This window comes from Gramella sp. MAR_2010_147 (assembly GCF_900105135.1).
GTDB lineage: Bacteria > Bacteroidota > Bacteroidia > Flavobacteriales > Flavobacteriaceae > Christiangramia.
The window spans coordinates 641,495-667,723 of record NZ_LT629741.1 but is presented as its reverse complement, the minus strand read 5'-3'; the positions used below and the strand labels follow the sequence as shown (position 1 = coordinate 667,723).

At 36.2% G+C, this 26,229-nt stretch carries 25 protein-coding genes; 5 read left to right on the top strand and 20 right to left on the bottom strand.

Annotated features, from left to right (window positions below; translation table 11 throughout):
* Positions 1 to 104 precede the first annotated feature (104 nt).
* The 10 genes from hisF to fabG all read right to left on the bottom strand — a co-directional run bounded on the left by hisF (position 105) and on the right by fabG (position 10,723).
* Positions 105 to 860, bottom strand: a complete 756-nt coding sequence (gene hisF, locus BLT95_RS02890) for an imidazole glycerol phosphate synthase subunit HisF (protein WP_089664586.1) — start codon at positions 858 to 860, stop codon at positions 105 to 107.
* Between the two features lie 64 nt (positions 861 to 924).
* Positions 925 to 1,650 (bottom strand): 1-(5-phosphoribosyl)-5-[(5-phosphoribosylamino)methylideneamino]imidazole-4-carboxamide isomerase, encoded by a 726-nt coding sequence (gene hisA / locus BLT95_RS02885; protein WP_089664584.1) that lies wholly within the window; start codon positions 1,648 to 1,650, stop codon positions 925 to 927.
* 113 nt (positions 1,651 to 1,763) lie between these two features.
* The gene (gene hisH, locus BLT95_RS02880) at positions 1,764 to 2,363 is read right to left on the bottom strand and encodes an imidazole glycerol phosphate synthase subunit HisH (RefSeq protein WP_089664583.1); all 600 of its coding nucleotides are present in this window, start codon (positions 2,361 to 2,363) and stop codon (positions 1,764 to 1,766) included.
* A 74-nt stretch (positions 2,364 to 2,437) separates the two neighbouring features.
* Positions 2,438 to 3,577 carry a bifunctional histidinol-phosphatase/imidazoleglycerol-phosphate dehydratase HisB gene (gene hisB, locus BLT95_RS02875; protein WP_089664581.1) on the bottom strand — a complete coding sequence of 380 codons (1,140 nt, stop codon included), beginning with the start codon at positions 3,575 to 3,577 and terminating at the stop codon, positions 2,438 to 2,440.
* A complete protein-coding gene (gene hisC / locus BLT95_RS02870) occupies positions 3,570 to 4,625 on the bottom strand; it encodes a histidinol-phosphate transaminase (protein WP_089664579.1) in 1,056 nt (351 codons plus the stop codon). The genes hisB and hisC overlap by 8 nt, the downstream gene beginning before the upstream one ends.
* Complete coding sequence (hisD, locus tag BLT95_RS02865; protein ID WP_089664577.1) at positions 4,626 to 5,909, bottom strand: histidinol dehydrogenase; 1,284 nt, start codon at positions 5,907 to 5,909, stop codon at positions 4,626 to 4,628. It lies immediately after the preceding gene.
* A gap of 21 nt (positions 5,910 to 5,930) precedes the next feature.
* Positions 5,931 to 6,794 carry an ATP phosphoribosyltransferase gene (gene hisG / locus BLT95_RS02860; RefSeq protein ID WP_089664575.1) on the bottom strand — a complete coding sequence of 288 codons (864 nt, stop codon included), beginning with the start codon at positions 6,792 to 6,794 and terminating at the stop codon, positions 5,931 to 5,933.
* 212 nt (positions 6,795 to 7,006) lie between these two features.
* Positions 7,007 to 7,822 (bottom strand): prohibitin family protein, encoded by an 816-nt coding sequence (locus BLT95_RS02855; protein ID WP_089664573.1) that lies wholly within the window; start codon positions 7,820 to 7,822, stop codon positions 7,007 to 7,009.
* Between the two features lie 16 nt (positions 7,823 to 7,838).
* Entirely contained in the window at positions 7,839 to 9,872 is a 2,034-nt protein-coding gene (locus tag BLT95_RS02850; RefSeq protein ID WP_089664571.1) for a hypothetical protein, read from the bottom strand.
* A 104-nt stretch (positions 9,873 to 9,976) separates the two neighbouring features.
* Positions 9,977 to 10,723 (bottom strand): 3-oxoacyl-[acyl-carrier-protein] reductase, encoded by a 747-nt coding sequence (fabG, locus tag BLT95_RS02845; RefSeq protein WP_089664569.1) that lies wholly within the window; start codon positions 10,721 to 10,723, stop codon positions 9,977 to 9,979.
* Between the two features lie 360 nt (positions 10,724 to 11,083).
* Here fabG and BLT95_RS02840 point away from each other — a divergent pair, with 360 nt between their 5' ends.
* Entirely contained in the window at positions 11,084 to 11,950 is an 867-nt protein-coding gene (locus BLT95_RS02840) for a glycerophosphodiester phosphodiesterase family protein (RefSeq protein ID WP_089664567.1), read from the top strand.
* A 58-nt stretch (positions 11,951 to 12,008) separates the two neighbouring features.
* On the opposite strand, the gene sucD is transcribed toward BLT95_RS02840, so the two are convergent.
* The 10 genes from sucD to BLT95_RS02790 form a co-directional block, all read right to left on the bottom strand.
* Positions 12,009 to 12,884: a succinate--CoA ligase subunit alpha gene (gene sucD / locus BLT95_RS02835; protein WP_089664566.1), complete on the bottom strand. Its 876-nt coding sequence runs from the start codon at positions 12,882 to 12,884 to the stop codon at positions 12,009 to 12,011.
* Between the two features lie 166 nt (positions 12,885 to 13,050).
* Positions 13,051 to 14,832 carry a M56 family metallopeptidase gene (locus tag BLT95_RS02830; protein WP_089664564.1) on the bottom strand — a complete coding sequence of 594 codons (1,782 nt, stop codon included), beginning with the start codon at positions 14,830 to 14,832 and terminating at the stop codon, positions 13,051 to 13,053.
* A gap of 1 nt (position 14,833) precedes the next feature.
* Positions 14,834 to 15,199 carry a BlaI/MecI/CopY family transcriptional regulator gene (locus tag BLT95_RS02825; RefSeq protein WP_089664562.1) on the bottom strand — a complete coding sequence of 122 codons (366 nt, stop codon included), beginning with the start codon at positions 15,197 to 15,199 and terminating at the stop codon, positions 14,834 to 14,836.
* A 119-nt stretch (positions 15,200 to 15,318) separates the two neighbouring features.
* Complete coding sequence (locus tag BLT95_RS02820; protein WP_089664560.1) at positions 15,319 to 15,714, bottom strand: nuclear transport factor 2 family protein; 396 nt, start codon at positions 15,712 to 15,714, stop codon at positions 15,319 to 15,321.
* 7 nt (positions 15,715 to 15,721) lie between these two features.
* On the bottom strand, positions 15,722 to 16,651 hold the full coding sequence (locus BLT95_RS02815) for a UDP-3-O-(3-hydroxymyristoyl)glucosamine N-acyltransferase (RefSeq protein ID WP_089664559.1): 930 nt from the start codon (positions 16,649 to 16,651) through the stop codon (positions 15,722 to 15,724).
* 9 nt (positions 16,652 to 16,660) lie between these two features.
* The gene (efp, locus tag BLT95_RS02810; protein WP_089664557.1) at positions 16,661 to 17,227 is read right to left on the bottom strand and encodes an elongation factor P; all 567 of its coding nucleotides are present in this window, start codon (positions 17,225 to 17,227) and stop codon (positions 16,661 to 16,663) included.
* Positions 17,228 to 17,234: 7 nt separating this feature from the next.
* Positions 17,235 to 18,020, bottom strand: coding sequence for an acyl-ACP--UDP-N-acetylglucosamine O-acyltransferase (gene lpxA / locus BLT95_RS02805; protein WP_011709652.1), 786 nt, complete (start codon positions 18,018 to 18,020; stop codon positions 17,235 to 17,237).
* A 5-nt stretch (positions 18,021 to 18,025) separates the two neighbouring features.
* Positions 18,026 to 19,423, bottom strand: coding sequence for a bifunctional UDP-3-O-[3-hydroxymyristoyl] N-acetylglucosamine deacetylase/3-hydroxyacyl-ACP dehydratase (locus BLT95_RS02800; protein WP_089664556.1), 1,398 nt, complete (start codon positions 19,421 to 19,423; stop codon positions 18,026 to 18,028).
* The gene (gene lpxD / locus BLT95_RS02795; RefSeq protein ID WP_089664554.1) at positions 19,416 to 20,441 is read right to left on the bottom strand and encodes a UDP-3-O-(3-hydroxymyristoyl)glucosamine N-acyltransferase; all 1,026 of its coding nucleotides are present in this window, start codon (positions 20,439 to 20,441) and stop codon (positions 19,416 to 19,418) included. The genes BLT95_RS02800 and lpxD overlap by 8 nt, the downstream gene beginning before the upstream one ends.
* A 24-nt stretch (positions 20,442 to 20,465) precedes the next feature.
* Positions 20,466 to 21,695 carry an HD domain-containing protein gene (locus tag BLT95_RS02790; RefSeq protein WP_089664552.1) on the bottom strand — a complete coding sequence of 410 codons (1,230 nt, stop codon included), beginning with the start codon at positions 21,693 to 21,695 and terminating at the stop codon, positions 20,466 to 20,468.
* A gap of 211 nt (positions 21,696 to 21,906) precedes the next feature.
* On the opposite strand from BLT95_RS02790, the gene BLT95_RS02785 reads away from it, so the two are divergent.
* The 4 genes from BLT95_RS02785 to BLT95_RS02770 all read left to right on the top strand — a co-directional run bounded on the left by BLT95_RS02785 (position 21,907) and on the right by BLT95_RS02770 (position 26,228).
* Complete coding sequence (locus tag BLT95_RS02785) at positions 21,907 to 23,457, top strand: PglZ domain-containing protein (RefSeq protein ID WP_089664550.1); 1,551 nt, start codon at positions 21,907 to 21,909, stop codon at positions 23,455 to 23,457.
* A 128-nt stretch (positions 23,458 to 23,585) separates the two neighbouring features.
* On the top strand, positions 23,586 to 23,990 hold the full coding sequence (gene tsaE / locus BLT95_RS02780; protein WP_089664548.1) for a tRNA (adenosine(37)-N6)-threonylcarbamoyltransferase complex ATPase subunit type 1 TsaE: 405 nt from the start codon (positions 23,586 to 23,588) through the stop codon (positions 23,988 to 23,990).
* A gap of 369 nt (positions 23,991 to 24,359) precedes the next feature.
* The gene (locus BLT95_RS02775; RefSeq protein ID WP_089664546.1) at positions 24,360 to 24,968 is read left to right on the top strand and encodes a hypothetical protein; all 609 of its coding nucleotides are present in this window, start codon (positions 24,360 to 24,362) and stop codon (positions 24,966 to 24,968) included.
* A gap of 57 nt (positions 24,969 to 25,025) precedes the next feature.
* Positions 25,026 to 26,228 (top strand): alanine dehydrogenase, encoded by a 1,203-nt coding sequence (locus tag BLT95_RS02770; protein WP_089664544.1) that lies wholly within the window; start codon positions 25,026 to 25,028, stop codon positions 26,226 to 26,228.
* The last annotated feature ends 1 nt before the right edge of the window (position 26,229 follow it).

The following is a 26,229-nucleotide window of genomic DNA, read 5'->3' as shown; positions in this document are numbered from 1 at the left end:
TATTTTTTTATAAGTCATCCTAAACTTGTTTCAGGATCATTTGATTTTCTATTTAAGTGCTGAAATATTTCCGAAAGACGTTCATTATAGCTGGAACTTAAGAACTATAATCTTACGGGAATTCCGGCTGTTTTTAATTGACTCTTAAGATCTGATATTTCGATCTCCTTAAAATGAAATACACTGGCCGCCAGAGCTGCATCTGCTTTACCTTCCTTAAAACTATCCTGGAAATGTTGAATATTTCCCGCTCCTCCTGAAGCGATGATCGGGATGTTAAGTTCTTCAGATAGCCTGGCTAATGCCTCATTGGCAAAGCCATTTTTAGTGCCATCATGGTCCATCGAGGTAAAAAGAATCTCTCCAGCTCCACGCTGTTCCACTTCGTTGGCCCATTCAAAAAGGTCAAGATCTGTTGGAACTTTTCCACCTACCAGGTGTACTTTCCACTTACCCTCAATATTCTTGGCATCTATCGCAACAACAATACACTGACTCCCGAATTTCTCTGAAAGCTGATTAATTAGATCAGGGTTTTTAACCGCAGATGAATTAATAGAGACCTTATCAGCTCCATTCTTCAAAAGAATATCCACATCTTCTACAGAAGAAATACCACCACCAACAGTGAATGGAATATTCAATTGCTCTGCCACATCCAAAACCAGTTTCGCTAGTGTCTTTCTTTTCTCTTCTGTAGCTGAAATGTCCAGGAACACCAGTTCATCAGCTCCCTTTTCAGCATAAGCTGCTGCCAGTTTTACAGGATCACCTGCATCTCTAAGATCAATAAAATTGACTCCCTTCACCGTCCTGCCATTCTTAATATCGAGACAGGGTATTATTCTTTTTGTTAGCACAATTAAATGTATGTTTTAATAATTTGTCATCCTGGAACAATTTCAGAATAACGGTTTCTCTTTCCTATTGATTTAATATATAATCTTCCAATTGTTTTAAACTAATCCTATTTTCATAGATCGCCTTTCCAATAATTACTCCTTCGCAGCCCAACTCATTCAACTTCGGAAGTTCATCAAATTCTGAAATTCCGCCGGAAGCGATCAGGTGGATATTCTTCGTTTCAGAGAGGATTTCTTTATAGAGCTCAAATGAAGGGCCTCCCAGCATTCCATCTTTAGAAATATCAGTACAAATCACATATTTCACGCCTTTCTCTTCATTATTCTGAATAAACGGAATGATCTCCTCATTTGAATCTTCCAGCCAGCCAGAAACCGCAATTTTTCTCTCTTTTACATCGGCTCCAAGAATGATCTTCTCATTCCCGAATTTTTGAATCCAGCTTTCAAAAACTTCAGGATTTTTCACCGCTATACTTCCGCCGGTGATTTGATTTGCGCCATTTTCAAAAGCGACTTGTAGGTCTTTATCGGTTTTTAGTCCGCCTCCAAAATCGATCTTTAGAGAAGTTTTGGTAGCAATTGTCTCTAAAATTTTATGATTTACAATGTGGCTGGACTTAGCTCCATCAAGATCTACAAGATGTAAATATTCAATTCCATGATCTTCAAAAGATTTAGCCACTTCCAGTGGGTCTTCATTATAGATCTTCTTGGTATTATAATCGCCTTTAGAAAGTCTCACGCACTTACCTTCGATGATATCTATTGCGGGAATGATTCTCATTTTAGTATTTAGATTTTAGATTGAGAATTAAGTGTATTCTTTAATCAATTCTGTTTTTAATAATTCGAACTTTGTCGATCTAACTTTGTACTTATTATTTTTCACCTCTATCTTCATAAGCCTATCTTCAAAAAATTCTTAAGAATCAGTTCTCCGGTTTTACTGCTTTTCTCTGGGTGAAATTGTACACCGTAAAAGTTATCACGATGTAAGGCGGTAGAATAGTTCACCCCATATTCAGTTCTGGCAATCTCATCCTTACACTCTGGAACATAGAAGCTATGCACTAAATAGACATACTCTCCCTCTTCAATATTTGTGAATAAAGTCGTTTCCAAATTCGTGATCTGATTCCAACCTATCTGTGGAACTTTTACTTTATTATTAAATTTTTTGACATCGGCCTTAAAAATCCCCAAACCCTTGGTGTTTCCTTCTTCAGAATAATCGCACATTAACTGCATTCCCAAACAAATCCCCAGTACTGGTTGAGTAAGTGTTGGAATAACCTGGTCCAGTCCGGTTGACCTTAACATTTTCATCGCACTGCCTGCTTCACCAACTCCCGGAAAAATCACTTTATCGGCATTTCTTATCTCTGAAGCATCATTACTTAATTCAGCTTCAAAACCAAGACGTTTTATTGCAAATTTGATGCTTTGAATATTCCCCGCTCCGTAATCTATAATTACTATTTTCTGATTCATTTTCATAATAATATTTCAACAAGAAATGTGATATTTCAAGCTATATAAACCTAATCTCCCAATTCTAAAATCGTACTTCTTTACAACATTCCTTTTGTTGATGGCAGGATCATTTTTTCTGTATCTCTTTTTACAGCCATTTTTATTGCTTTCGCAAATGCCTTAAAAATAGCCTCGATCTTGTGATGTTCATTGTTACCTTCAGCTTTAATATTCAGGTTCGCTTTAGCGCCATCTGTAAATGATTTGAAGAAATGATAGAACATTTCTGTTGGCATCTTGCCTATCATTTCCCTTTTAAAGTCAGCTTCCCAAACCAACCAGTTTCTTCCTCCAAAATCTATCGCAACCTGGGAGAGGCAATCATCCATGGGCAAACAGAAACCATATCTTTCAATCCCAAGTTTATTGCCTAGCGCCTTACTAAATACTTCACCTAAAGCAATAGCCGTATCTTCTATTGTATGGTGTTCGTCCACTTCAAGATCACCTTTTACGAGGATTTTCAGGTCCATTTGACCGTGACGGGCTAGTTGATCTAACATATGATCAAAAAAGTCAATTCCGGTGCTTATTTCGCTTCTGCCGGTTCCGTCAAGATTCAATTCAATGCTAATATCAGTTTCATTGGTTCTTCGTTCAATAGCAGCTGTTCTATCCTGAAGTTTTAAGAATTCATATATTTCTTTCCAGGAACTGGTCTTTAGAACTATTCTTTTTTCGACTTCAGATTTATCATTCCTCACTTCATCTTCGGCAAGATCCTCATGATTATCAATAAAAATTCCTTTTCCGCCGAAGTTCATGGCAAATTCTATATCGGTTAGGCGGTCTCCCACCATAAAGGAATTCTTCAAATCATATTCTGAGTTATCCATAAACTCATTTTCCAGTAAACCTGTATTCGGTTTTCTTGTTGAAGCATTCTCTTTGGCAAAAGTTCTATCGATCAAAATATCACTGAATTCAACACCTTCATTTTTAAAGCATTTAACAATAAAATTTTGAATTGGCCAGAAATCGGTTTCAGGAAAACTATCGGTGCCTAAACCATCCTGATTGGTAACCATCACGATCTTATAATCTAATTCTTTTGCTATTTTGCCCAAATATGTAAATACTTCCGGATAGAACTCCAGTTTTTCCAAATTGTCAATCTGGTAATCTTCCGGCTCGTGAATAAGGGTGCCGTCACGATCTACAAATAATATTTTATTCATTATCCAATTCTTTAAATGCTTTAATTAATCGCTTATTTTCTTCTTCTGTACCTACGGTAATTCTAATACAATTTTCACATAATGGCTGATTGCTTCTATTTCTAATCACGATGCCTTTTGCCAGAATTTCGTCATATCTTTTATTGGCATCATCAACCTCAATAAGAAGAAAATTAGCATCAGATTTATATATTTTAAAAATAAAATTTACTTTAAGTAATTCTTTAGATAACACACTCCTTTCTATCAGTATTTTAGACACTTGCGACCTTATATTGTCTGAATTTGAAAGATTTTCTAAAGCCTTATTTTGAGTAAGTTCATTTACATTATAAGGGGGTTTTATCTTATTTAAGATCGAAATAATTTCTGCTGAAGCATATAGAATTCCAAGTCTAATCCCGGCTAAACCAAATGCCTTTGAAAATGTTTGGGTGATAATTAGATTAGGATAATTCTCCAGTTTTAACAACCAACTCTCCTTTTCAGAAAAATCTATATAAGCTTCATCAATGACAATAAGTCCATTGAATTTTTCAAGAATCACCTGAACGGTTTCAGGTTCAAAAGAATTACCGGAAGGGTTATTCGGTGAACATAAAAAGATCATTTTAGTGTTCCTGTCTACCTGATTGAATATCGCCGTTATATCTGGTTCAAAATTATGATTAAGAAGAACCTCTCTATTTTCGATATTATTAATATCTGCAAGCACTTTGTACATCCCGTAAGTTGGAGGAAGTGTAATAACATTATCGTTCCCCGGTTCACAAAACGCACGAAAAATAAGATCTAAAACTTCGTCACTTCCGTTTCCAAGAAGAATATTCTTTGAAGGGATATTTCTAACCTCTGCCAGCTTTTCCTTTACTTTACATTGCTGGGGATCTGGATACCTGTTCAATCCATTATTATTATTAGGATTTTCATTAGCATCTAAAAATATCATCTCACCTCCCTGAGTTTTAAACTCGTCACGAGCTGAAGAATATGGCTTTAGAACAGCCACATTGGGCCTAACCAGTTTGTTTAAATCAAAAACCCCCATTTAGCCTAAATCTTTTAATCTTAAACTTACCGCGTTTTTATGAGCCTGCAGTCCTTCGGCTTCAGCCATTAATTCAATCGATGGTCCAATCTTTTTGATCCCTTCTTCCGTGATTTTCTGAAAAGTGATCGTTTTCATAAAACTATCCAGGTTCACACCACTATATTGCTTCGAATAGCCATTGGTAGGCAGCGTATGATTAGTTCCGGAAGCATAATCCCCGGCACTCTCCGGAGTATAATTGCCTATAAAAACCGAACCTGCGTTTATAACCCCGTTTATAAAATAATCTTCATTTTCAGAGCAGATAATAAAATGTTCTGGTCCATATTCATTGATCAATTCTAATGCCTTCTCTTTAGATTTCACCAAAATAAGCCTTGAATTCTCAACCGCTTTCTCGGCAATTGCTTTTCGCGGAAGCCTGTCTAATTGAGATCCAATTTCATCTGAAACTAAATTGATCAACTTTTCAGAAGTGGAAACCATGATTACCTGGCTATCTGCTCCATGTTCTGCCTGGCTTAAAAGATCAGAGGCTACATAAGCAGGATTAGAAGTATCATCTGCGAACACCAGTAATTCAGAAGGACCTGCTGGCATATCTATGGCAACCTGATATTTTGTAGCCAACTGTTTAGCCACGGTTACAAATTGATTCCCTGGACCAAATATTTTATAAACCTGCGGCACACTTTCAGTCCCGAAAGTCATGGCGCCGATGGCCTGAATCCCTCCTATTTTAAAAATCTGGGTTACGCCGCACAATTCTGCTGCATATAAAATTGCAGGGTTTACATTGCCTTCTTTATCTGGTGGAGTGCACAATACGATCTCTTCACATCCCGCTAGTCTCGCAGGAATTGCAAGCATCAAAATTGATGAAAACAAAGGGGCAGTTCCGCCGGGAATATAAAGACCTACTTTTTGGATTGGCTTCTTTTCCTGCCAGCAACTTACACCTTTGGTAGTCTGCACCAGGACACGATCGGTTTTTTGTGCGGAATGGAACTTTTCGATATTAGTTTTTGCCAGCTTAATTGCTGATTTCAATTCTTCTGAAATTTCCTTTTCAGCATATGCAACTTCATTTTCAGAAACCTTTAGGTCTTCTATTCTGATACCATCAAAAAGCTCTGTATACTTAGAAACTGCTGAATCTCCCTTCACTTTAATTTCATCAAAGATTTGATTCACCGTTTGCTCAATATCGGCAACCGTCTGAGTGGGTCTTTTCAGAATTTCGTTCCAATCAGATCTTGACGGATTTATTATTTTTTTCATAGTCTAAAATTTCAGCAGATATTAAATTACCATTTTTTCTATTGGTGCAACCAAAATTCCTTCTGCTCCATAATCCCTAAGCTCATCCAGCACCTCCCAAAAACGTTCTTCATTTATCACGGTGTGAACAGAACTCCAACCTTCTTCTGCTAAAGGCAGCACCGTTGGGCTTCGCATACCTGGTAAAAGACTTATCACATCTTTAAGACGTTCATTCGGTACATTCATAAGGATATATTTAGAAGTTCTTGCATTCAAAACAGATTTCATTCTAAACTGCAATTTTTCAAGAATGCCTTTTCTTTCTTCAGAAATTTCAGGTGAAATAGCAAGAACTGCTTCACTTTTCAACATTACTTCAACCTCTTTTAGCCCATTTTTAAATAAAGTGCTACCACTTGAGACAATATCACATATAGCATCTGCCAGGCCTATATTAGGCGCAATCTCTACAGATCCGTTAATAATATGAAGTTCTGCAGAAATTCCGTTTTCTCTCATGAATTCATTCACCGTATTGGGGTATGAAGTTGCAATCTTAAGTCCATCTAAATCTTTTATCCCGGAATAATTAAATGACTTTGGAACCGCTAAAGAAACACGACATTTTGAAAATCCGAGTTTCTCACCTCTAATAATATCCTGACCTTTTTCAATCAATACATTTTCTCCAATAATCGCTACATCAACCACACCGTCCCTGAGATATTGAGGAATATCACCATTTCTTAGGTACATCACTTCCAGGGGGAAGTTTCTGGAAGAAGCTTTCAATTGTTCCTTTCCGTTGTCTATGGAGATACCGGCATCTTTCAAAATACTAATGGAATCCTCAAATAGACGACCTGATTTTTGAACTGCAATTCTTAATTTTTCTTGACTCATAATAATAGTTGGTGATTAGAAATAAAAAAACCCGTTTGATTGCTCAAACGGGTTATGATATTTTAGTAAAAGTTACAACATATCAAATTCACCTCGCCTGAGCGTGGATATAAAAATGATGATGATGTACTGTATAGTTTCTCATTATGCAGGCAAATCTAAATAAAATTTCCAAAACTGAAACCTGAAATTTCATTTTTAAGATTTATTTTTTAATTATCCCCTAAGATAATTGGCATTCCACCCTCGCCAGAACCAATAACCACCACCTTACTATTAGGTGATTTTGCAAGTTCTACGGTGGCCTGAATACCTTTTTCTTTTAGAACTTTATCGGTTAAAGATTCACTCAGAATTCTGTTGGCCGTTGCCTTACCTTCAGCATCAATACGCTGGCGCTCTGCTTCCTGTTCGGCCTTGGTTAATCTAAATTCATACTCTAAAGATTCCTGTTCCTGTCTAAGCTTTCTTTCAATCGCATCCTTAATAGTGGAAGGCAAAGAGACATCTCTAACCAAAACTTCATTCACCTGAACATATTGTTCTTCTAGTAAAAGATTGGTTTCATCAAAAATCTCCTTTTGAATGGCTTCCCTTTTGCTAGCATAAAGCTGCTCAGGATTATATCTTCCTACCACTGCTCTTGTTGCTGAACGAATCGCCGGCTGAAGCAAACGCTGAATATAAGCCTCTCCTTTCTCCTGGTGAAGTTTTCCCAAAACTTCATATTCCGGTTGAAACCAAACTGAAGCATCTAAGGATATTTCTAATCCATTTGAAGAAAGAACGGTCATTTCTTCATCTAGAGACTGTTGACGCACCTCATAAACAAATACTTTGTTCCAGGGAGCCACAAAATGAAAACCTTCAGATAAAGGTGGTTCATCGGTTACCACACCTTCATCAAAGGTTCGGTATAAAACTCCGGCCTCACCAGAATCTATAGTAACTGTTGATTTTGCGATAAAAATGATTAAAACGACAATACCAATAAAAAGAGGCACTGCTATCTTTGGTAATCTTTCCATATATAAAAATTGAAATTTAAATTAGACCTAAATATTTCCGGTAAAACCACTCAGCGGCAAGAATTATAATTACTATAAACAGCAGGTAATACCAGTCTATCAAAGGTACGGTATTTTGTCGGCTTTTCTGAAGAGGTTTGAACTTATCATTGGTAAGAAGGTTATTTATAAGGTCTTTCATTTGATCTGGATAATAAATCCTACTTTGATTATTTTCTGCAAAATACTGCATGGCAGTTAGGTTAGAAGATACAAGTTGCTGCTCGGTGTTATATTCTACCACCTCAAAATTTCCTGATTTAGAAAGATTTTCCCCCACCACATTTACAGTAAATGAATACATACCAGGATCCAGATTCCCTCCATCAAACTGATAGAAGTTATTTTTTAAAATTAGATCTGAACTAAATGCTTCCTCAGACTCCTCATTTTTCACGGTAATTCTTAAAGGAGCACCAGGATCAAATTGATAATTTTCATCAAAATATTGCGCAGTGATCACAATATTCTGATTGGCATAATAGAAATTCTCAGATGCTACGGTTAATCGTTGTTTGGAAGTATTCTTAGCAAGGTTCTGCACTAGTTTTCCAAAAAAGTCGTCAAACACCTCAAATGATCTATTGTCCAGATAAGACTTCGCCCGCCACCTCCAGATATTCTCTCCAAGCAAAAAACCAGATTTTGGTGAGCTTTGAGATACCGCCAATAATGGCTCGTCGGTATCAACACCCTGAATTTTCTGAAACAACATCACATTAAATCTATCATCATCAAAGGTTAAGGGCCCAAATTTATCCAACAAGGGAGGAAAGTCATCAAAGCCAATATTTTCAAACTGAAATGAACTAAATGTATTATTATATACAGGGAAATAATCCTGAGGCTGATTTACAGAATTTCTAGAGTACCCCAGATTAAGGCTATTTAGAAAATTCCAGTCTGTTTTACTACCGGTTATCACCAAATAATTATGCTTACCATTTAAAATTTCAGTAAAAACATTATTAAACTTTCTATTGACCTGAAACAATACAACTAATTGATAATCTGATAATTCTATATTATTTTCGTTCAAATATTTAATATCCACAGCTCTTTGCTCATTGCTTTCAATGGATTTCTGAAGAGCGCCGAGATCTGGATGAGGGATTTCTGATAATATCAAAACAGACGTTCTTTCATCTATGACTTCAACTGCAAAATTCTGCTTGTTATTAAGTATATTTTTTTCGTTCTCCAGAGTCTCAATTTCTAGACTGTAAGATTTAACTCCAAGCGAACTGGCAGGTAGATCTGTTCTAACTATTTGAGATCTTATCCCTTCAGAAAATTTAATATTTTGAGTGTACAGAACTGCGTCACCCGATTTGATCTTGACGCTTGCCTCTATATTCTGCTTTCCGCTATAATTAATAAATGTTTCTACGGGAAAGCGATTGTTTAGAAATGCATATCTGTTTGAGTTTATTCTTTTAATACTTAGATCCTGATAAGCCGCGGTATCTCCTATTGTAACAGGAAAAACAGTAGTTTCTTCATTGATCTTATAATATTTAAAATCTCTTCCCAGATTTTGATTAGCATCTGTAATTAAAACTAAAGCAGATTGCTTTCCTGAAAAAACAGCTTCAGTTTCAGAGAGTGCAGAATGTATATTTGTTTGGGTTGCTGAAAAACTGAGTGAATCATCAAATTCCAATTGTTCCCCAAAAGTCAGTTGTTGTACCTGAAAGTTCTCCCTTATTTCTTTATTTTCAGCAAGAAACTCTGAAATAGACCGGAGGTTTTCATCCTCGTTCATATAAGCAACCGACTGAGAATTATCCCTTAGTAAAATGAGTTGTGGTTCTTCTATCTCAACCTCTAAAGAATTGATCTTAGGATTTATTAAGATCAAAAGAACCAGGAAAATAGCGATTGCCCTAAGACTAAAAAATAAGTAATCTTTTCTGGTCTTATTAGGCTTTTTATATAAATACAGAAAAAAAGCAAACCCCAGCGCTATGATTAGTGCCAGGGTTATATATAAAATTGTACTTAATATCATTAAAAATGGAAGTTACAAGCTTAATGTTCTAAGTTAATCAAAATCATTACGTAATAACAAATTCTTTAATTACACGCTAACTTCCCGCTTTATCAAGCCTAGATCTAGGTATGCATACCTCCATCAACATGTATCACCTGTCCCGTTACATAAGAACTTAAGTCACTCCCAAGATAAACACAGGTATTGGCAATATCCTCTGGCTTTCCTCCTCTTTTTAATGGGATAGCATCCCTCCATCCCTGTACTGTTTTTTCATCCAGCTTTTCAGTCATTTCGGTTTCAATAAAACCTGGTGCTATCACATTTGTTCTAATATTTCTGGAACCTAACTCCTGTGCCATAGATTTTGAAAAACCTATAATTCCGGCCTTTGATGCTGCATAATTTGCCTGACCTGCATTTCCAGTCACTCCAACCACTGAACTCATATTGATGATACTCCCATTTCGCTGTTTTAACATGGTACGCTGTACAGCCTTTGTCATATTAAAAATAGATTTCAGATTTACCTCAATCACCTTATCAAAATCTTCTTCACTCATTCTCATTAGAAGGTTATCCTTGGTGATCCCGGCATTATTAATAACAATATCTATAGAACCAAAATCTTCAACAACCTGGTCTACTAAATCCTGAGATTCCTTAAAACTAGCTGCATTAGATTGATATGCTTTTGCTTTAATCCCTAGAGATTCCAATTCTTTGGCCAACTCTTCTGCAGATTGAGAAGATGAGTTATAAGTAAAAGCAACATTAGCTCCATGTTGTGCGTAAACCTGAGCAATTCCTTTCCCTATTCCGCGGCTACCTCCTGTAATTATAGCATTTTTTCCTTGTAATAATTTCATCTGTTTATGTTTATTTGTTTCTAATCGGTCAGATGCAATTCACCAGAAATCATTTCGAATAGAATCGAAATTTCATTGTGGCTCATTTCAAATTGATTGATCTTGATTCATTGATTTCCCAAATATAAGAAAACCAGAAAGGCAGGAAATAAAAAACCGAATGAACTTAACAGGAAGCTTCATTAACGAGTAATCAACCTTATTTCTATCTCAAGGATAGTGTCTGTTTTTGATGAAATTCACCTTGCTGTGTCAACAATAGAAAGAATATTGATTTAGATAAATAATATTTCTTCTATAATAAAGCCTCAAAAAGTCATAAATTTAGTAGAGTAAGATTACTAATAAGCAAAATAATATATGCCTAGAAAAGTAAAAATATATTCTGCTTTTGCTATAGTTGCCATCTTAATAGCGTGTTTGGCACTATGGAATCCTCTCAGGCTCAAACCTGCAAGCAATGATCTATATAAGGCCGAAGATATTATCCTTGTGGCTGCCCATCGAGGTTCCCATAAGAATCTTCCTGAAAATTCATTTTCCTCAATAAACGAAAGTATTAGAAATGAAATAGATATAGTTGAAGTTGATGTGAGAAAAACTAAAGATCAAAAATTCATCATCCTGCATGATGAAAAGCTTGATCGCACTACCACAGGAACTGGTTTAGCTCACAAAAAAAGCTATGCAGAAATTAAAAGGTTTCAGCTAAAATTTGACAATAAGGCAACAAACGAAAAAGTTCCGGGATTAAGAGAGGTGCTTCAGAGATCAAAGGGAAAAATTATAATTAATCTTGATTGTAAGTTTGACGATATAGCGTCCTTAAAAAAAGTAGTGAAAATTATTTCAGAATATCAAATGGAAAGTTCTGTACTATTAAATATCAGTGATTTGAAACTCATACCCGTTATACATAAATATAATCCGGATATCCGAATGATGCCTGTTGTTCAAAGGGAGCGAAAAATAAAGCAACTAATAAACTACCAATATATTAAGATCGTCCAGGTGCCCAACCAGTCTTATTCAGAAAAACTCCTGGAGGAATTGGATAATAACGATATTTCAATTTGGGTCAACTCTCTTAAAAAATATGATAAGTTGGAGAGTGAGGGTAAAAATGGTTTTGAAAAGTTGATCAAGATCAAAAAAGTAGCGGTCATTCAAACAGATCATCCTGAAGACTTACTGATATTTCTTCGTAAAAAAGGACTTCATCCTTAAAACAAAATCCCCCTTGAACCGAAGTAAAAGAGGGATTAATATATTTATACCGCTGTTCTTAAGAGTTAAGAACTTCAGCTACTTTCTTTCCAATTTCAGCTGGAGAGTCCACCACGTGAATTCCATTCTCTTTAAGAATCTTTTTCTTAGCCTGCGCAGTATCTTCGCTGCCTCCAACGATTGCACCTGCATGACCCATAGTTCGACCTGCAGGAGCAGTTTCACCGGCAATAAAACCAACAACTGGCTTCCTATTACCATTTTTCTTCACCCACTGAGCTGCATCTGCTTCTAACTGACCACCGATTTCACCGATCATTACGATACATTCAGTCTCATCATCATTCATCAACAATTCAACAGCCTCTTTCGTGGTAGTTCCAATAATTGGATCTCCACCAATACCAATAGCCGTAGTAATTCCAAGACCCTGCTTCACCACCTGATCTGCAGCTTCATAAGTTAAAGTACCAGATTTAGAAACGATTCCTACTTTTCCTTTTTTGAATACAAAACCTGGCATAATACCAACCTTTGCTTCACCCGGAGTAATCACACCAGGACAGTTAGGACCAATCAATTTACAATCACGATCTTTGATGTAATCTGCAGCCTTTACCATGTCAGAAACCGGAATACCTTCAGTAATCGTAATAATCACCTTAATACCTGCGTCTGCTGCTTCCATAATCGCATCTGCAGCAAAAGCTGGCGGTACAAAAATAATGGTCACATCTGCTCCTGTTTGCTCTACAGCATCAGAAACCGTGTTGAAAACCGGTTTGTTAAGGTGCTTTTGCCCTCCTTTACCTGGAGTTACACCACCAACCACATTTGTACCATATTCTATCATCTGCTCAGCATGGAAAGTACCTTCACTTCCCGTGAAACCCTGCACAATTACTTTAGAATCTTTATTAACTAAAACGCTCATAAGTGTCTTTTGAATTTTGGATTACAAAAGTATGTTTTTAAATATAAAACCTAAAGTCATTTTATAGAATATTGGCAGAAATATCCTTAAAATTCCTATAAAATTACTCCTAAGCAAAAAATCCCGAATCAATTGATTCGGGATTTTGCAATATATGGATTAGCATTTAATTATCGCTTATTTCAAATCGGGCTTTATTCTCTCCACTGCCCTTCTTTACATGAATCTGGATATTATCGTTATTCTGAACGAGTTGTTTCGCTTTTTCGGCATCTATTTCTTTTCCGTTATAATAGAAACTACCCCCCTCCCGTTTAATATCATCAATGGCATCTGCGGGATTTGGTGGAGCAGGCGGATTTGGAGGAACAGGAATATCCCGATGCTTTCTTGCTCTATCCATATCTACATGTTCTCTTTCAACTTTTCTACGTTTTCGCTCAATCTCTCTCATCTTTCGATTGATCTCAATTTGCTTTTCTCTTACTTTTTCTTGCATTTTTGCACGCTCTTCACGAGTTAAACGGGCATCATCTTTTATTTCTTCTTTAATTTCCTGAATTTCTTTTCTTTCTTCTGCAATCATTTTTCTTTCTGCATCTTTCATATGTCTCCATTCCCTAGCTCTTTCTCTGTGAGCATCCTTCGAATGAATACTATGTTCTGCCTCAGGTGCTGGTGGTGGCGGTGGTGGTACATCTCCAGCAGCAGGCGGCATTGGAGGTGGCGGTGGCAAAAATCCGTGTCCGGAGATCTTTGCCAATTTTGTATTGGCAAACTCCCTGTCTAACCTTTCCATAAAAGCTGGCTCAGAATTTTTAGTATTCATATGGATACTAGCGTTTTTAAGATCTTCATCAGACCAATTCGCTGTAATATCATTTACAGCATCTGTAAACTCTTCCGGTTTTGTTGCCTTTTCGTTTAACCAAAGCTTATTACCCTCTACCTTAATTTTAATTTTTGGCTCTTGAATACCATTAACTAAATTTCCATTCTTAATTGTAGCATGCTTATTATCTTCAATTTTCAATGGGGCTTCAATAAAACTAATGGGATTTTCTTCTGAGGCCAGCACAGGCTTCGCAACGATATCTTCATTGAAGAGATATACGCAGCCCCCAAAAACAGGCAGAAAAATAATAGACTTTAGTACCAATCGCTTGAGCGAAAAACTTTTTGTAATCATAATAATTCGTTTTTTGATTAATGAATGACTTATTGGACTTGATAATGAATTGTGATGATGCCCGGAACTATATTGAAATAAAATGTTTGAATATTCTAATGGATTGTAAGCTTTTTGCAGTACGCTTCCATCTGCCAGAAACTCATGGTTAAGCCTGATGGATCTCTGGATGAAAATAAAAACCGGATTGAACCAGAAAATAATATGTAGCAATTCTATAAAGAGCAAATCAAAAGAATGTTTTTGATCTACGTGCGCCTTTTCATGCTCGATCACCGCACTCGCTATTTTCTCATTACGAAATTGCTTCTTATTTAGAAATATATATTGAAAAAAGGAATGTGGAGCCAGTTTTTTTTGCAGTAATACATAGATATAGGGAAGATCTTTAAGTTGATCATTCCTATTAGCCTCCGTTATCAATGCTCTTAAGTTCTTGATAAACCTGAAACTGAAGACTAAAAAGCCAATAATATAAATGATCAATAAAATATTAGGAAGTTGGTCCTGCCACCAGGGGGTTTCTAAGGGTACAGCTTTTGTGCCTGGAGCGTTCCAGACTGTAGTCTCACCAACTTCTTCAACAGGCACTTCTATTGTATAACTAATTGTGATTAAAGGAAGTATTAAAGACACTACAAGCGTTAGGATCAAATAGACTCTTTTGATCTTATGGAAATTTTCGCTTTCCAGGAATAACTTATAAAAGCTGAAAAGCACTAAAAGACATAAACCTGATTTTATAACAAATGCTATCATCTTACTTATCCTTTAACTTTTCATCTATGAGCTTGCGCAAATCCTTAAGTTCCTTTTCAGATAAATTTGATTCCTCTGTAAAAAAGGAAGCAAATTGTGAAGCTGAATCATTAAAGAAACTTTTTATCATCCCGTTCATCTGCTTAGAGAAATAGCTCTTTTTAGTAACCTTTGGAAAATATTCGCGTGACCTCCCCTCCTGAACGTACCCAACAAAATTTTTATCCTGCATGCGTTTCAACAAAGTAGCCACAGTAGTGAGTGCAGGTTTAGGCTCTGGATAAGCCTCCAATAATTCTTTCATAAAGGCTTTTTCCTTCTTCCAAAGGATCTGCATCAATTGTTCTTCTGAGTTTGAAAGTTCCATACTTACATTTTGTTACTCTACAAATGTAGAGTAATTTTTTAATTCTACAAACATAGAATTAAAATAAATTAAAAAAACCCTTAACACATTTGTCAAGGGTTTTGATCTTTACTTTTTATCTAGGTCCAGGGACTTTCATCTATTTCTTCTCCCAACTGGCTAATTTGAACGCCTTTAAATAATTTTCCATCTTTAATTTCCCAAATTGCGATAAAATGGGCCAAAGGCATCTCTTCTTCAGGGTTTTCAATAGTTCGAACGTGATAAGTAAAATGGATCGCTACATCATCATTTTTAGCAACCACTTTGTCAACTTCCGCTCTAAGAGACTCATAAGATTCAGCAAGTTGTTCGCTAATTTCTGCAATTCCCTTAAGGTTTAATTTTCTTAGACCGGTTGTTCCATACCAGGAAAGTTCAACCTCGGGATGAAGAAAACTTCTTAGAACGTCTTCATCCTTATAGAAATTGGATTCATAGAATTCTTTTACAATCTCTTTTGTTCTTAAACCCATAGTATACTTATTTTAAGTTTTTAACAATCTCGGGCAATTTACGAATTGCCGCGTATTCTCTCAATTTAGAACGTACTTCTCCAAAAGGCGTGCCCCAATAAGTGGTGTTGGGTTCCGTATCCTTTGAAACTCCACATTGCGCCATTAAAACCGTGCCGGTAGCAATCCTTATATCACTTCTAATCCCTACCTGGCCCCAGATGGTTACATCATCTTCCACAACTACGCATCCCGCAATTCCAATCTGCGATGCAAGCAAACAGTTCTTTCCTATTACCGTATCGTGCCCTATCTGAATTAAATTATCCAACTTAGAACCTTCTCCAATAATAGTATCTCCCGTTACACCTCTATCTATAGAATTGTTAGTGCCTATTTCTACATTATCCTGCACCACAACGCGGCCTCCAGACAGTAACTTATCAAACCCTTCAGGTCTTTTCTTATAATAGAAAGCGTCTCCTCCAAGCACAGTCCCGCTATGAATAATTACATTATCTCCAAGAACACAGTTATCACCAATAGTGACATTAGCGTGAATCAAACAGTTCTTTCCAATTTTTACATTATTCCCTATAATCGCATTTGGCTGAATTATAGAACCCTCTCCAATTTCCGCCGAATCTGAAATACTTGCATTCAAGCTCTGAAAAGGTTTAAAATGCCTTGTAAGTTTATTAAAATCTCTGAACGGATCATCTGAGACTAAAAGCGCTTTGCCTTCAGGACAATTAACTTCCTTATTTATAAGGACGATGGAAGCGGCAGACTCTAATGCTTTGTCATAATATTTTGGGTGATCTACAAAAACGATATCGCCCGGGGTAACTACGTGAATTTCATTCATTCCCTGAACCGGAAAATCATCGTCACCTACATAATCACAATCAATTATTGCTGCTATTTCTTTAAGGGAATGGACGTGAGAAAATTTCATAAAGTCTGGTTACTCCTTAATTCTTTCTTTGTAAGTACCCTTATCTGTTTCAATTTTGATCTTATCACCCTCATTAATGAACAAAGGAACATTTACTTCAAAACCGGTTTCAACCGTAGCAGGCTTTGTGGCGTTGGTCGCCGTATTTCCTTTTACTCCAGGTTCTGTATGTGTAACTTCAAGAACAACGCTTGCCGGCATATCTACTGAAAGCGGCATATTATCCTCAGTATTAATAAGGATAGTAACAACCTCCCCCTCTTTTAAAAGTTTTGGCTGATCTAAAGCATTTTCAGTTAGTCTTATCTGAGTGTAATCTTCCACATTCATAAAGTGAAAGAACTCACCATCTTCATAGAGGAACTGAAATTTATGAGTCTCCACTCTAATATCTTCGATTTTGTGTCCTGCGGAAAAAGTGTTTTCCAGAACTTTCCCGGTAGTTACACTTTTTAATTTTGTTCTTACGAAAGCCGGGCCTTTACCTGGCTTTACATGAAGAAATTCAATAATCTTATATATATCGTGGTTGTATCGAATACAAAGTCCGTTTCTTATATCACTAGTTGATGCCATTCTTTATTTAGTTTGAGCTGAAGTATCCTTTCATGATACCTCGCTGTGAGTTTTTAATAAATTCTAATATTTCATCCCTTTCAGCCGTTGCCTGCATTTCTGCTTCAATAATAGCCACCGCCTGAGAATTGTTATAATTTTTCTGATATAAAATCCTGTAAATATCCTGTATTTCCCTGATCTTTTCAGTAGAAAATCCTCTTCTTCTTAAACCAATGGAGTTTATACCCACATAACTTAGAGGTTCACGTCCTGCCTTTACAAATGGCGGAACATCTTTTCTAACCAAAGAACCTCCGGTTACAAAAGCGTGTTTTCCAATACTACAAAACTGCTGAATCGCTGCCATTCCCGCAAGAATTACATGTTCACCAACATTTATATGACCTGCAAGGGTACTGTTATTCGAAAAAATACAGTTGTCACCTACAATACAATCGTGCGCGATGTGACAATAGGCCATGATCCAGCAGTTATTACCAATTACTGTCTTCATCCTATCTGTGGTACCCCTGTTTATGGTCACACATTCTCTAATGGTAGTATTATCTCCAATAACCGTTAGAGTATCTTCATCATTAAATTTTTTATCCTGTGGAACTGCCGAAATTACTGCGCCGGGGAAAATACTACAATTTTTCCCGATGCGGGCACCTTCCATTATACTAACATTGGAACCAATCCAGGTACCTTCTCCAATCACTACATTATTATGTATTGTCGCAAAAGGTTCAATTACCACATTTTTGGCAATTTTAGCTCCCGGATGCACATATGCTAAGGGTTGGTTCATAACTTTTATTTTGATTTTACGATTTGTGCCATTAATACGGCTTCCGTGGCAAGTTGTCCATTTACATATGCATAACCCTGCATCTGGCAAATTCCACGTCTTATTGGAGCTAATAATTCTAGCTTAAAAATTAAAGTGTCTCCCGGAACTACCTGTCTCTTAAACCTCACATTATCGATTTTCATGAAAAAAGTGAGATAATTCTCAGGATCTGGAACCGATTTTAATGCTAAAATCCCTCCGGTTTGTGCCATAGCTTCAACCTGTAAAACTCCTGGCATCACTGGTTTTCCTGGAAAATGACCAACGAAAAATGGTTCATTCATGGTGACATTCTTCATCCCGATCACATGGGAATCTGTAAGCTCATAGATCTTATCCACCAAAAGAAACGGAGATCTGTGAGGTAAAGTATCCATGATATCATTTACATCCATCAATGGTGGTTGAGTTAGATCTACCTTAGGAACATTATTCCTTTTCTCCGCCTTGATCACCTTTGCCAGTTTTTTGGCAAATTCAGTATTTACATGATGTCCCGGCTTGGTTGCAATGATCTTTCCTCTAATTCGAGTTCCTACCAGCGCAACATCTCCCAGTACATCAAGTAATTTATGTCTTGCAGCTTCATTTGGGTAATGCAGGTTGAGATTATCAAGAATTCCATTTGGTTTTACTGAAATCTCATCCCTGTTAAAAGCGATTCTAAGCTTTTTGAGAGTTTCTTCACTAATCTCTTTATCTACATATACGATCGCATTATTTAGATCACCACCTTTAATAAGGCCATGCTCCAACAATGTTTCGATCTCATGTAAAAAACTAAAGGTTCTTGAATTGGCAATTTCAGTTTTGAATTCAGATAAATGCTCTATAGAAGCATTCTGAGTCCCAAGTACTTTGGTACCGAAATCAACCATAGTAGTTACCTGGTATTCATCAGCAGGCATTGCTATGATCTCACTTCCGTTTTCATCACGGTAGCAGATGATTTCATTCACTACATATTCATCTCTATCTGCCTCCTGCTCAACCGTTCCTGCCTTTTCAAGGGCTTCTACAAAGAATTTTGAAGATCCATCCATTATTGGAGGTTCTGATGCATTCAATTCTAAATAAAGGTTGTCTATCTCTAATCCAACACAGGCCGCCAGTACATGTTCTGAGGTTTGTATGGTTACTCCATTTTTTTCAAGGTTTGTGCCTCGTTGTGTATTTACCACGTAGCTTACATCTGCCTCTACCTGAGGATTTCCTTCAAGATCGGTTCTTACAAAAACATATCCTGTATTTTCCGGTGCAGGTTTGAAGGTTAACTTTACCTCTTTACCTGTATGGAGGCCAACACCTTCCAGAGAGACTTCCTTCTGAATGGTTCTTTGTTTTGAAATTCTATCAGCCATTATTTATCTTTTTTTCCAGTTGGTGTATAATATTCATAGTTTTTGGCAAATTCTTAAAATGAATATATGATTTATTGTAATCACTATATCCTATCGCAGGAGATCCCTGGAGCATTTCGTCATCTCTAATATCACGGCCAATTCCCGATTGCGCCTGTATTTTAACGCGGTTTCCAATGGTTAAATGTCCTGCGATTCCAACCTGGCCACCTATCAAACAATTCTTACCAATTTTAGTTGAGCCGGCAATTCCTGTTTGAGCAGCTATAGCCGTGTTTTCGCCAATTTCAACATTATGAGCGATCTGAATATGGTTATCGAGCTTTACTCCTTTTCTAATAATTGTGGAGCCAAGTGTTGCTCTATCTATAGTAGTAGCGGCACCAATATCTACATAATCTTCAATGATCACATTTCCTATTTGAGGCACTTTACTATATTCTCCTTGATCTCCCGGGCTAAACCCAAATCCGTCTGCACCTATCACAACACCGCTATGGATAGTAACCTCACTACCTATAAGACTTTCAGAATAGATTTTCACACCCGGAAAAATTGTTACGTTATCCCCAATCTTCACATTGTCTCCAATATATACATTAGGATAGATCTTTGCATTTTCGCCAATTTTCACATTATCACCAATGTAAGCAAAAGAGCCTAAATAAAGTCCTTCTCCATATTCGGCTGATTCTGAAATGTGACTTGGTTGCTCAATTCCTGATTTATTCAGTTTGATCTGATTGTAGTATTCAAGTAAAGTAGAAAACGCCTTATAGGCATCCTTCACTTTAATAAGTGTCGTATTTACGGGTTGCTCTACTTCAAAATCATTATTTACAATTGTGATTGAAGCATTGGTGGTATATAAAAAAGAAGTGTATTTAGGATTGCTCAAGAAAGTTAGGGAGCCTTCAGACCCCTCTTCAATTTTGGCTAATTCTGAAACTTCCGCTTCAGGATTGCCTTCAACTTTGCCGTCTAGTATCTCGGCTATTTGCGTTGCAGTAAACTTCATTCTGGCAAAAGTAAAAAAAATGAGTTAATCTTTAACTTTTGGGTAACACATATAGTATTTAGTTACCGTATTTGTATGGGCTTTTAAATTAAATTGATCTGAAACCTTTACTACATCGTTGATCTTTCCGTTTTTGTGAAGGATATTAATGTTATCTTTTTCTTTTTTGTATGCCAGATTCGCTATCTCTCCCTCAAAAACGAAATAGGATGCTTCTTTTTCTGAAATATTGTATTTTTTCTGAAGCGCTAAAGATCTCTTTTCCAATTTTTCTCTTGAAGGTCGCTTCTTTTTGATTTTTACCTTGAGTAAATTACGATTGATGATCATTTCACATAGATTGCTCAAAACAAAATCATCTGAATACATCCAGTCTTTCATTGCTGAAATCACATCATTATCATCAAGACGAGAAAACATCGCAAGCGTTTGTGCATCAAAATATTCTCTGGTGATCTTGTTTTCAAGAAAATACATTAAAGATCCGCTGGCGTTTAGCTTTTCTCCTTTTTCAATTAACTCCTTGGCTCTTTTCAAAACTCTTATTAAAAGCTGTTCAGCAACCAGGCTGGTCTTGTGAAGGTATACCTGCCAATACATTAATCTACGACCAATGAGAAACTTTTCTACAGAATAGATTCCTTTTTCTTCAACCACCAATTCATCATTCACCACATTTAACATGGTAATTAAACGTTCACTATTGATGTTTCCTTCAACCGCCCCGGTATAAAAACTATCCCGCTTCAAGTAGTCTAAGCGATCCATATCCATCTGACTGGAGATAAGCTGATTCATAAATTTTCGGTGATAGCTCCCCTTGAATATATTAATTGCCAGCGTTAAACTTTGGTTAAACTTTGAGTTCATTTCCTCCATAAAAAGGAGTGAAATGGTCTCATGATCAACACCTTCCACAAGGCTATGTTCCATAGCATGACTAAATGGGCCATGACCAATATCGTGCATTAAAATTGCGATAAGTAGAGCCTCTTCTTCCTCATTAGAAATCCCCACGCCTTTGTACCTAAGGATCCTCACTGCTTTTTGCATTAGATGTACACAACCCAATGCATGATGAAATCTGGTATGATGTGCTCCTGGATACACCAAATATGAAAGACCCATTTGGGAAATTCGGCGTAGTCTTTGAAAGTAAGGATGTTCAATGATCTTAAAGATCCGCTCATTGGGAATGGTAATAAAACCGTAAATTGGATCGTTTAATATTTTAAGTTTAGTTTGCGATGCCAAGCTGTATTTTTTCTATAATTCAAAGCAAAGATACATATATGAAATGAGCCATATCCAAAAATGGAATCCAACCAAAATAAATATGGACGAATCGCAACTAATCGCTTAAAAGAAATAAATTAAAAGGGTGGAATGAGTTACAGAAATATCTTTAAAAACCTTGAAAAGACTGCTGTAATCCTCATTAAAAACTAAAAAACAAATAACGAATATGGGTAATATCAAAATATTGTGGGTAGATGATGAAATTGATTTATTGAAACCTCACATCATGTTTCTGGAATCACGTAATTATGACGTTCAAACCTGTAAAAGCGGGACAGAAGCATTGGAAGAGATAGAAAAAGAAAATTTTGATATTATATTTCTTGACGAAAATATGCCCGGTTTAACAGGACTCGAAACGCTGGCAGAAATAAAGGAAAAAAGAGAAACCGTTCCTATAGTAATGATCACCAAGAGTGAGGAAGAGTATATAATGGAGGAAGCCATTGGATCTAAAATTGCAGATTATCTAATTAAGCCTGTTAATCCAAACCAGATCCTGCTAAGTATCAAAAAGAACTTAGATCACTCCAGGCTGATATCAGAAAAGACAACCTCCAACTATCAACAGGAATTTAGAAAAATCGCCATGGAAATGGCTCAGGTAAATTCTTATGAAGAATGGGCAGAGCTTTATCAAAGACTGGTATATTGGGAAATTCAACTGGAAGAAATTGAAGATTCAGGAATGTTTGAAATTCTGGAGTCCCAAAAACAGGAGGCGAACAATCAGTTTTTCAAATTTATCGCTAAAAATTATCAGTCCTGGTTTGAAAAAAATGCCGAACCACCGGTAATGTCGCATACACTGTTCAGAAAAAAAGTGTTACCAGAATTAGAGAAAGATCAGCCAACCCTATTGATAGTGGTAGATAATTTAAGATACGATCAATGGAAAGCTCTGGAGCCCATTATCAATCCATATTATAAAAAGGAAAAAGAAAGTTCATATTACAGCATTTTACCCACAGCTACTCAATATGCCCGAAATTCGATATTCTCCGGCCTAATGCCTAGCGAAATGGAAAAGTTATTTCCAAAATACTGGAAAAATGATACCGAAGATGGTGGTAAGAATCTGCATGAAGCTGAATTTCTTACCGAACAATTAAAACGCCTTGGGAGCGATTTGAAATTTGAGTATCACAAGATAACAAGCTTAAAGGGGGGTAAGAAACTGGCAGATAATTTCAAATCTCAAAAATCTAATGATCTTTCTGTTGTGGTCTATAACTTTGTAGATATGTTATCCCATTCTAAAACTGAAATGGAAGTAATTAAAGAACTTGCTGCAAATGACAAATCTTATAGAAGTTTAACCCAAAGCTGGTTTAAAAACTCTCCACTTTTAGAAATAATTCAAAAAGCACAACAGTCCGGGTTTAAATTAATTATTACCACAGATCATGGAACTATAAATGTAAAGAATCCATCTAAAGTGATTGGCGACAAAAATACCAGCCTTAATTTAAGGTACAAAACAGGTAAAAGTCTTACTTATGAAAATAAAGAGGTTCTTGCCATAGAAGACCCCAAATCTGTTCATCTACCTACCATCAATATGAGCAGCTCCTATATTTTTGCCAAAGAAGATCTGTTCTTTGCGTATCCTAATAATTATAACCACTATGTAAGTTATTATAAGAACACCTATCAACATGGAGGGATTTCCCTTGAAGAAGTTGTAATCCCTTTTGTAGTCCTAAATCCCAAATAATCGACGAAAAACATTTTTAATCGATAAAAAACATTATTTCATTTCACACTAGTCTGAAAACCAGATAAGTGTGAAATTTGATATATTTTTTATATATCTTTACAATCCCAAATCTGACATATTGAATTATGGAGTTAACCTATAGACTTCAAGAACTGGATGTAGCCGTAAATTACATACTTAGTAATACAAAGAGCAGAACCTTGCTTTTTTACGGTGAGATGGGTGCTGGTAAAACCACGCTCATTAAGGAGATAGTAAAAGCACTTGGCGTGCAGGACACTGTCTCTAGTCCTACGTTTTCACTAGTTAACCATTACGAATCAGAAAAGGGACCAGTGTTTCATTTCGATTTTTACAGGATCGAAAAGGATACTGAAGCATTAGATATGGGTTTAGAAGATTACCTGGATTCGGGTGAATGGAATTTAATAGAATGGCCTGAAAAAATTGAAAATTTACTAGGGGATAACACCCAAAAATTGCTAATTCAGGTAGAATCGGAAAACACTCGAAAGTTAAAGTTTTGTTAATGAAATCAAAAAAAGTAAAAATAGGCGCGTAAAATAGTTTGTAAGAATTTTTTTACTTTTACATGCGTTTTATAAAGTGAATTAAAAAGAATTAATTCATTGAACGATTTATAAATAAATTTAAACTAACATATTTTAAGTTTTTAAAGCGGTTTTTCGGGCAATTTTTAGCTCGAAAAAGGGCGCAAAGGTACGACTAATGTTTTAACTTACAGGTTTTTAAGTTGTTATATGTTTGTTCTAGAAAACAAAACGAATTAACAATCTTAAAACCTATAATTATGAAACTTAAAGCAGTACTTTTCGCAGCAGCAATATTTGGAGCTAGTTTTTTTGTAACTTCAACTTCAAACGACAACGATACTAAGCATGATATCAAAGAACAAGCCGTACAAAAATCAACGATCAGGGTACCTTCTGCTGGGTAGTCTTGTTGCTATTTGTATAGCATTTTCACCATATTTATTTTATTTATATGAGATTTTCCCAAACGGTCCCGTTTGGGAAACTCCTTTTTTTACCTATAAGAGTCTTTATTTCGAAAATGTCTTAACTGCAGCCTGGACTTATCTTGGAAAGATCACTCCTTTGTTTTTATTGTTACTGTGGTTTTTCACCTGCAAGCACTGGTGGTATCATGTAATACTTATTCCAATTGCAATGTATTGTTATCAATTGGTGGTAGTCATTTATGATGATGTTTATCTAAGGACTGACTATATGGATATTAACCAATTAATTTATTTAGCGCCTTTCTTTATTATTATTTTATCAATTGTTTATTTAATTCGAATTAAAATCTTCGATCGTATTTACGGCTTAGATCTTTCCGAACTAGACGAAACCGAGATTTCTGTTTTTTCACCAGTTTCAGATAAAGATCTTAAGGAGATTAAAGATTTCCAGGATGAAGAGAATCCTGAAGATTTTGGAAATAATAACAATGTCCTTTTTGAAGACTACTACCGCAAACTATAAACCTATTTTCTTCTTTTCATAAATTTAGTTGTAATTTAACTGCTTTAACTTATATATATGGGCAAACAGCAGGTGTCACCCTTTACCAAAGAACAACTAATACCACAAGAGGAAACCCTTGAGATCTACAAGAAAAAGGGACAGCTCTTTATTGGAATTCCCAAAGAAACAGCTTATCAGGAAAAACGAATTTGTCTAAGTCCGGATGCCGTAGCGGCAATTACAGCTCACGGTCATAGGGTGATGATAGAGTCTGGTGCCGGAAAATGGGCCAGGTTTAGCGATAAGGATTATTCTGAAGCCGGAGCAGAGATCACCAAGGACACAAAAAAAGTCTTCTCTTGCCCTACTATCCTGAAAATTGAACCACCTTCTATGGATGAACTTGCATTCATAAATCCACAAACCATATTAATTTCTGCTTTACAGATAAAAACACAATGTAAAGAGTACTTTCAAAAGCTTGCCGAAAAAAGGATCACCGCTCTTGGGTTTGAATTCATTAAAGATGATGATGGCAGTTATCCAATAGTACGTGCCCTAAGCGAAATTGCAGGAACTGCTTCGGTACTTATTTCATCTGAGATCATGAGTAATCATGCTGAGGGAAACGGATTGATGTTTGGGAATATAAGTGGAGTGCCACCAGTAGAAGTAGTCATCATTGGCGCAGGAACTGTTGGAGAGTTCGCAACACGATCGGCAATTGGCTTGGGTGCAAGTGTAAAAGTTTTTGATAGCTCTCTTACCAAACTCAGAAATATCCAGGCCAATTTGGGAAATACATTCTATACCAGTACAATTCAGCCAAAAAATTTATCAAAAGCCCTGAAAAGAGCAGATGTTGTAATTGGTGCGGTTCGTGGTAAAGACAGATCTCCAATTTTAATTACTGAAGAGATGGTAAGATCTATGAAGCGTGGCGCTGTAGTTATAGATGTTAGTATAGATATGGGTGGCTGCGTAGAAACCAGTGAGATTACATCACATGATGAGCCTATATTTTCTAAGCATGACGTGATTCACTATTGTGTACCCAATATTCCATCGAGATATGCCCGTACTTCCTCATTATCAATAAGTAACATTTTCACTCCTTATCTATTGCATATCGCGGACGAAGGAGGCTTGGAAAATACCCTGAGATTTGACAAAGGTTTACGCAATGGTTTGTATTTTTACCACGGAATTTTAACCAGTAAATCTATAGCCGATTGGTTTAACCTTTCCTACCGTGATATAAATCTATTGATATTTTAGA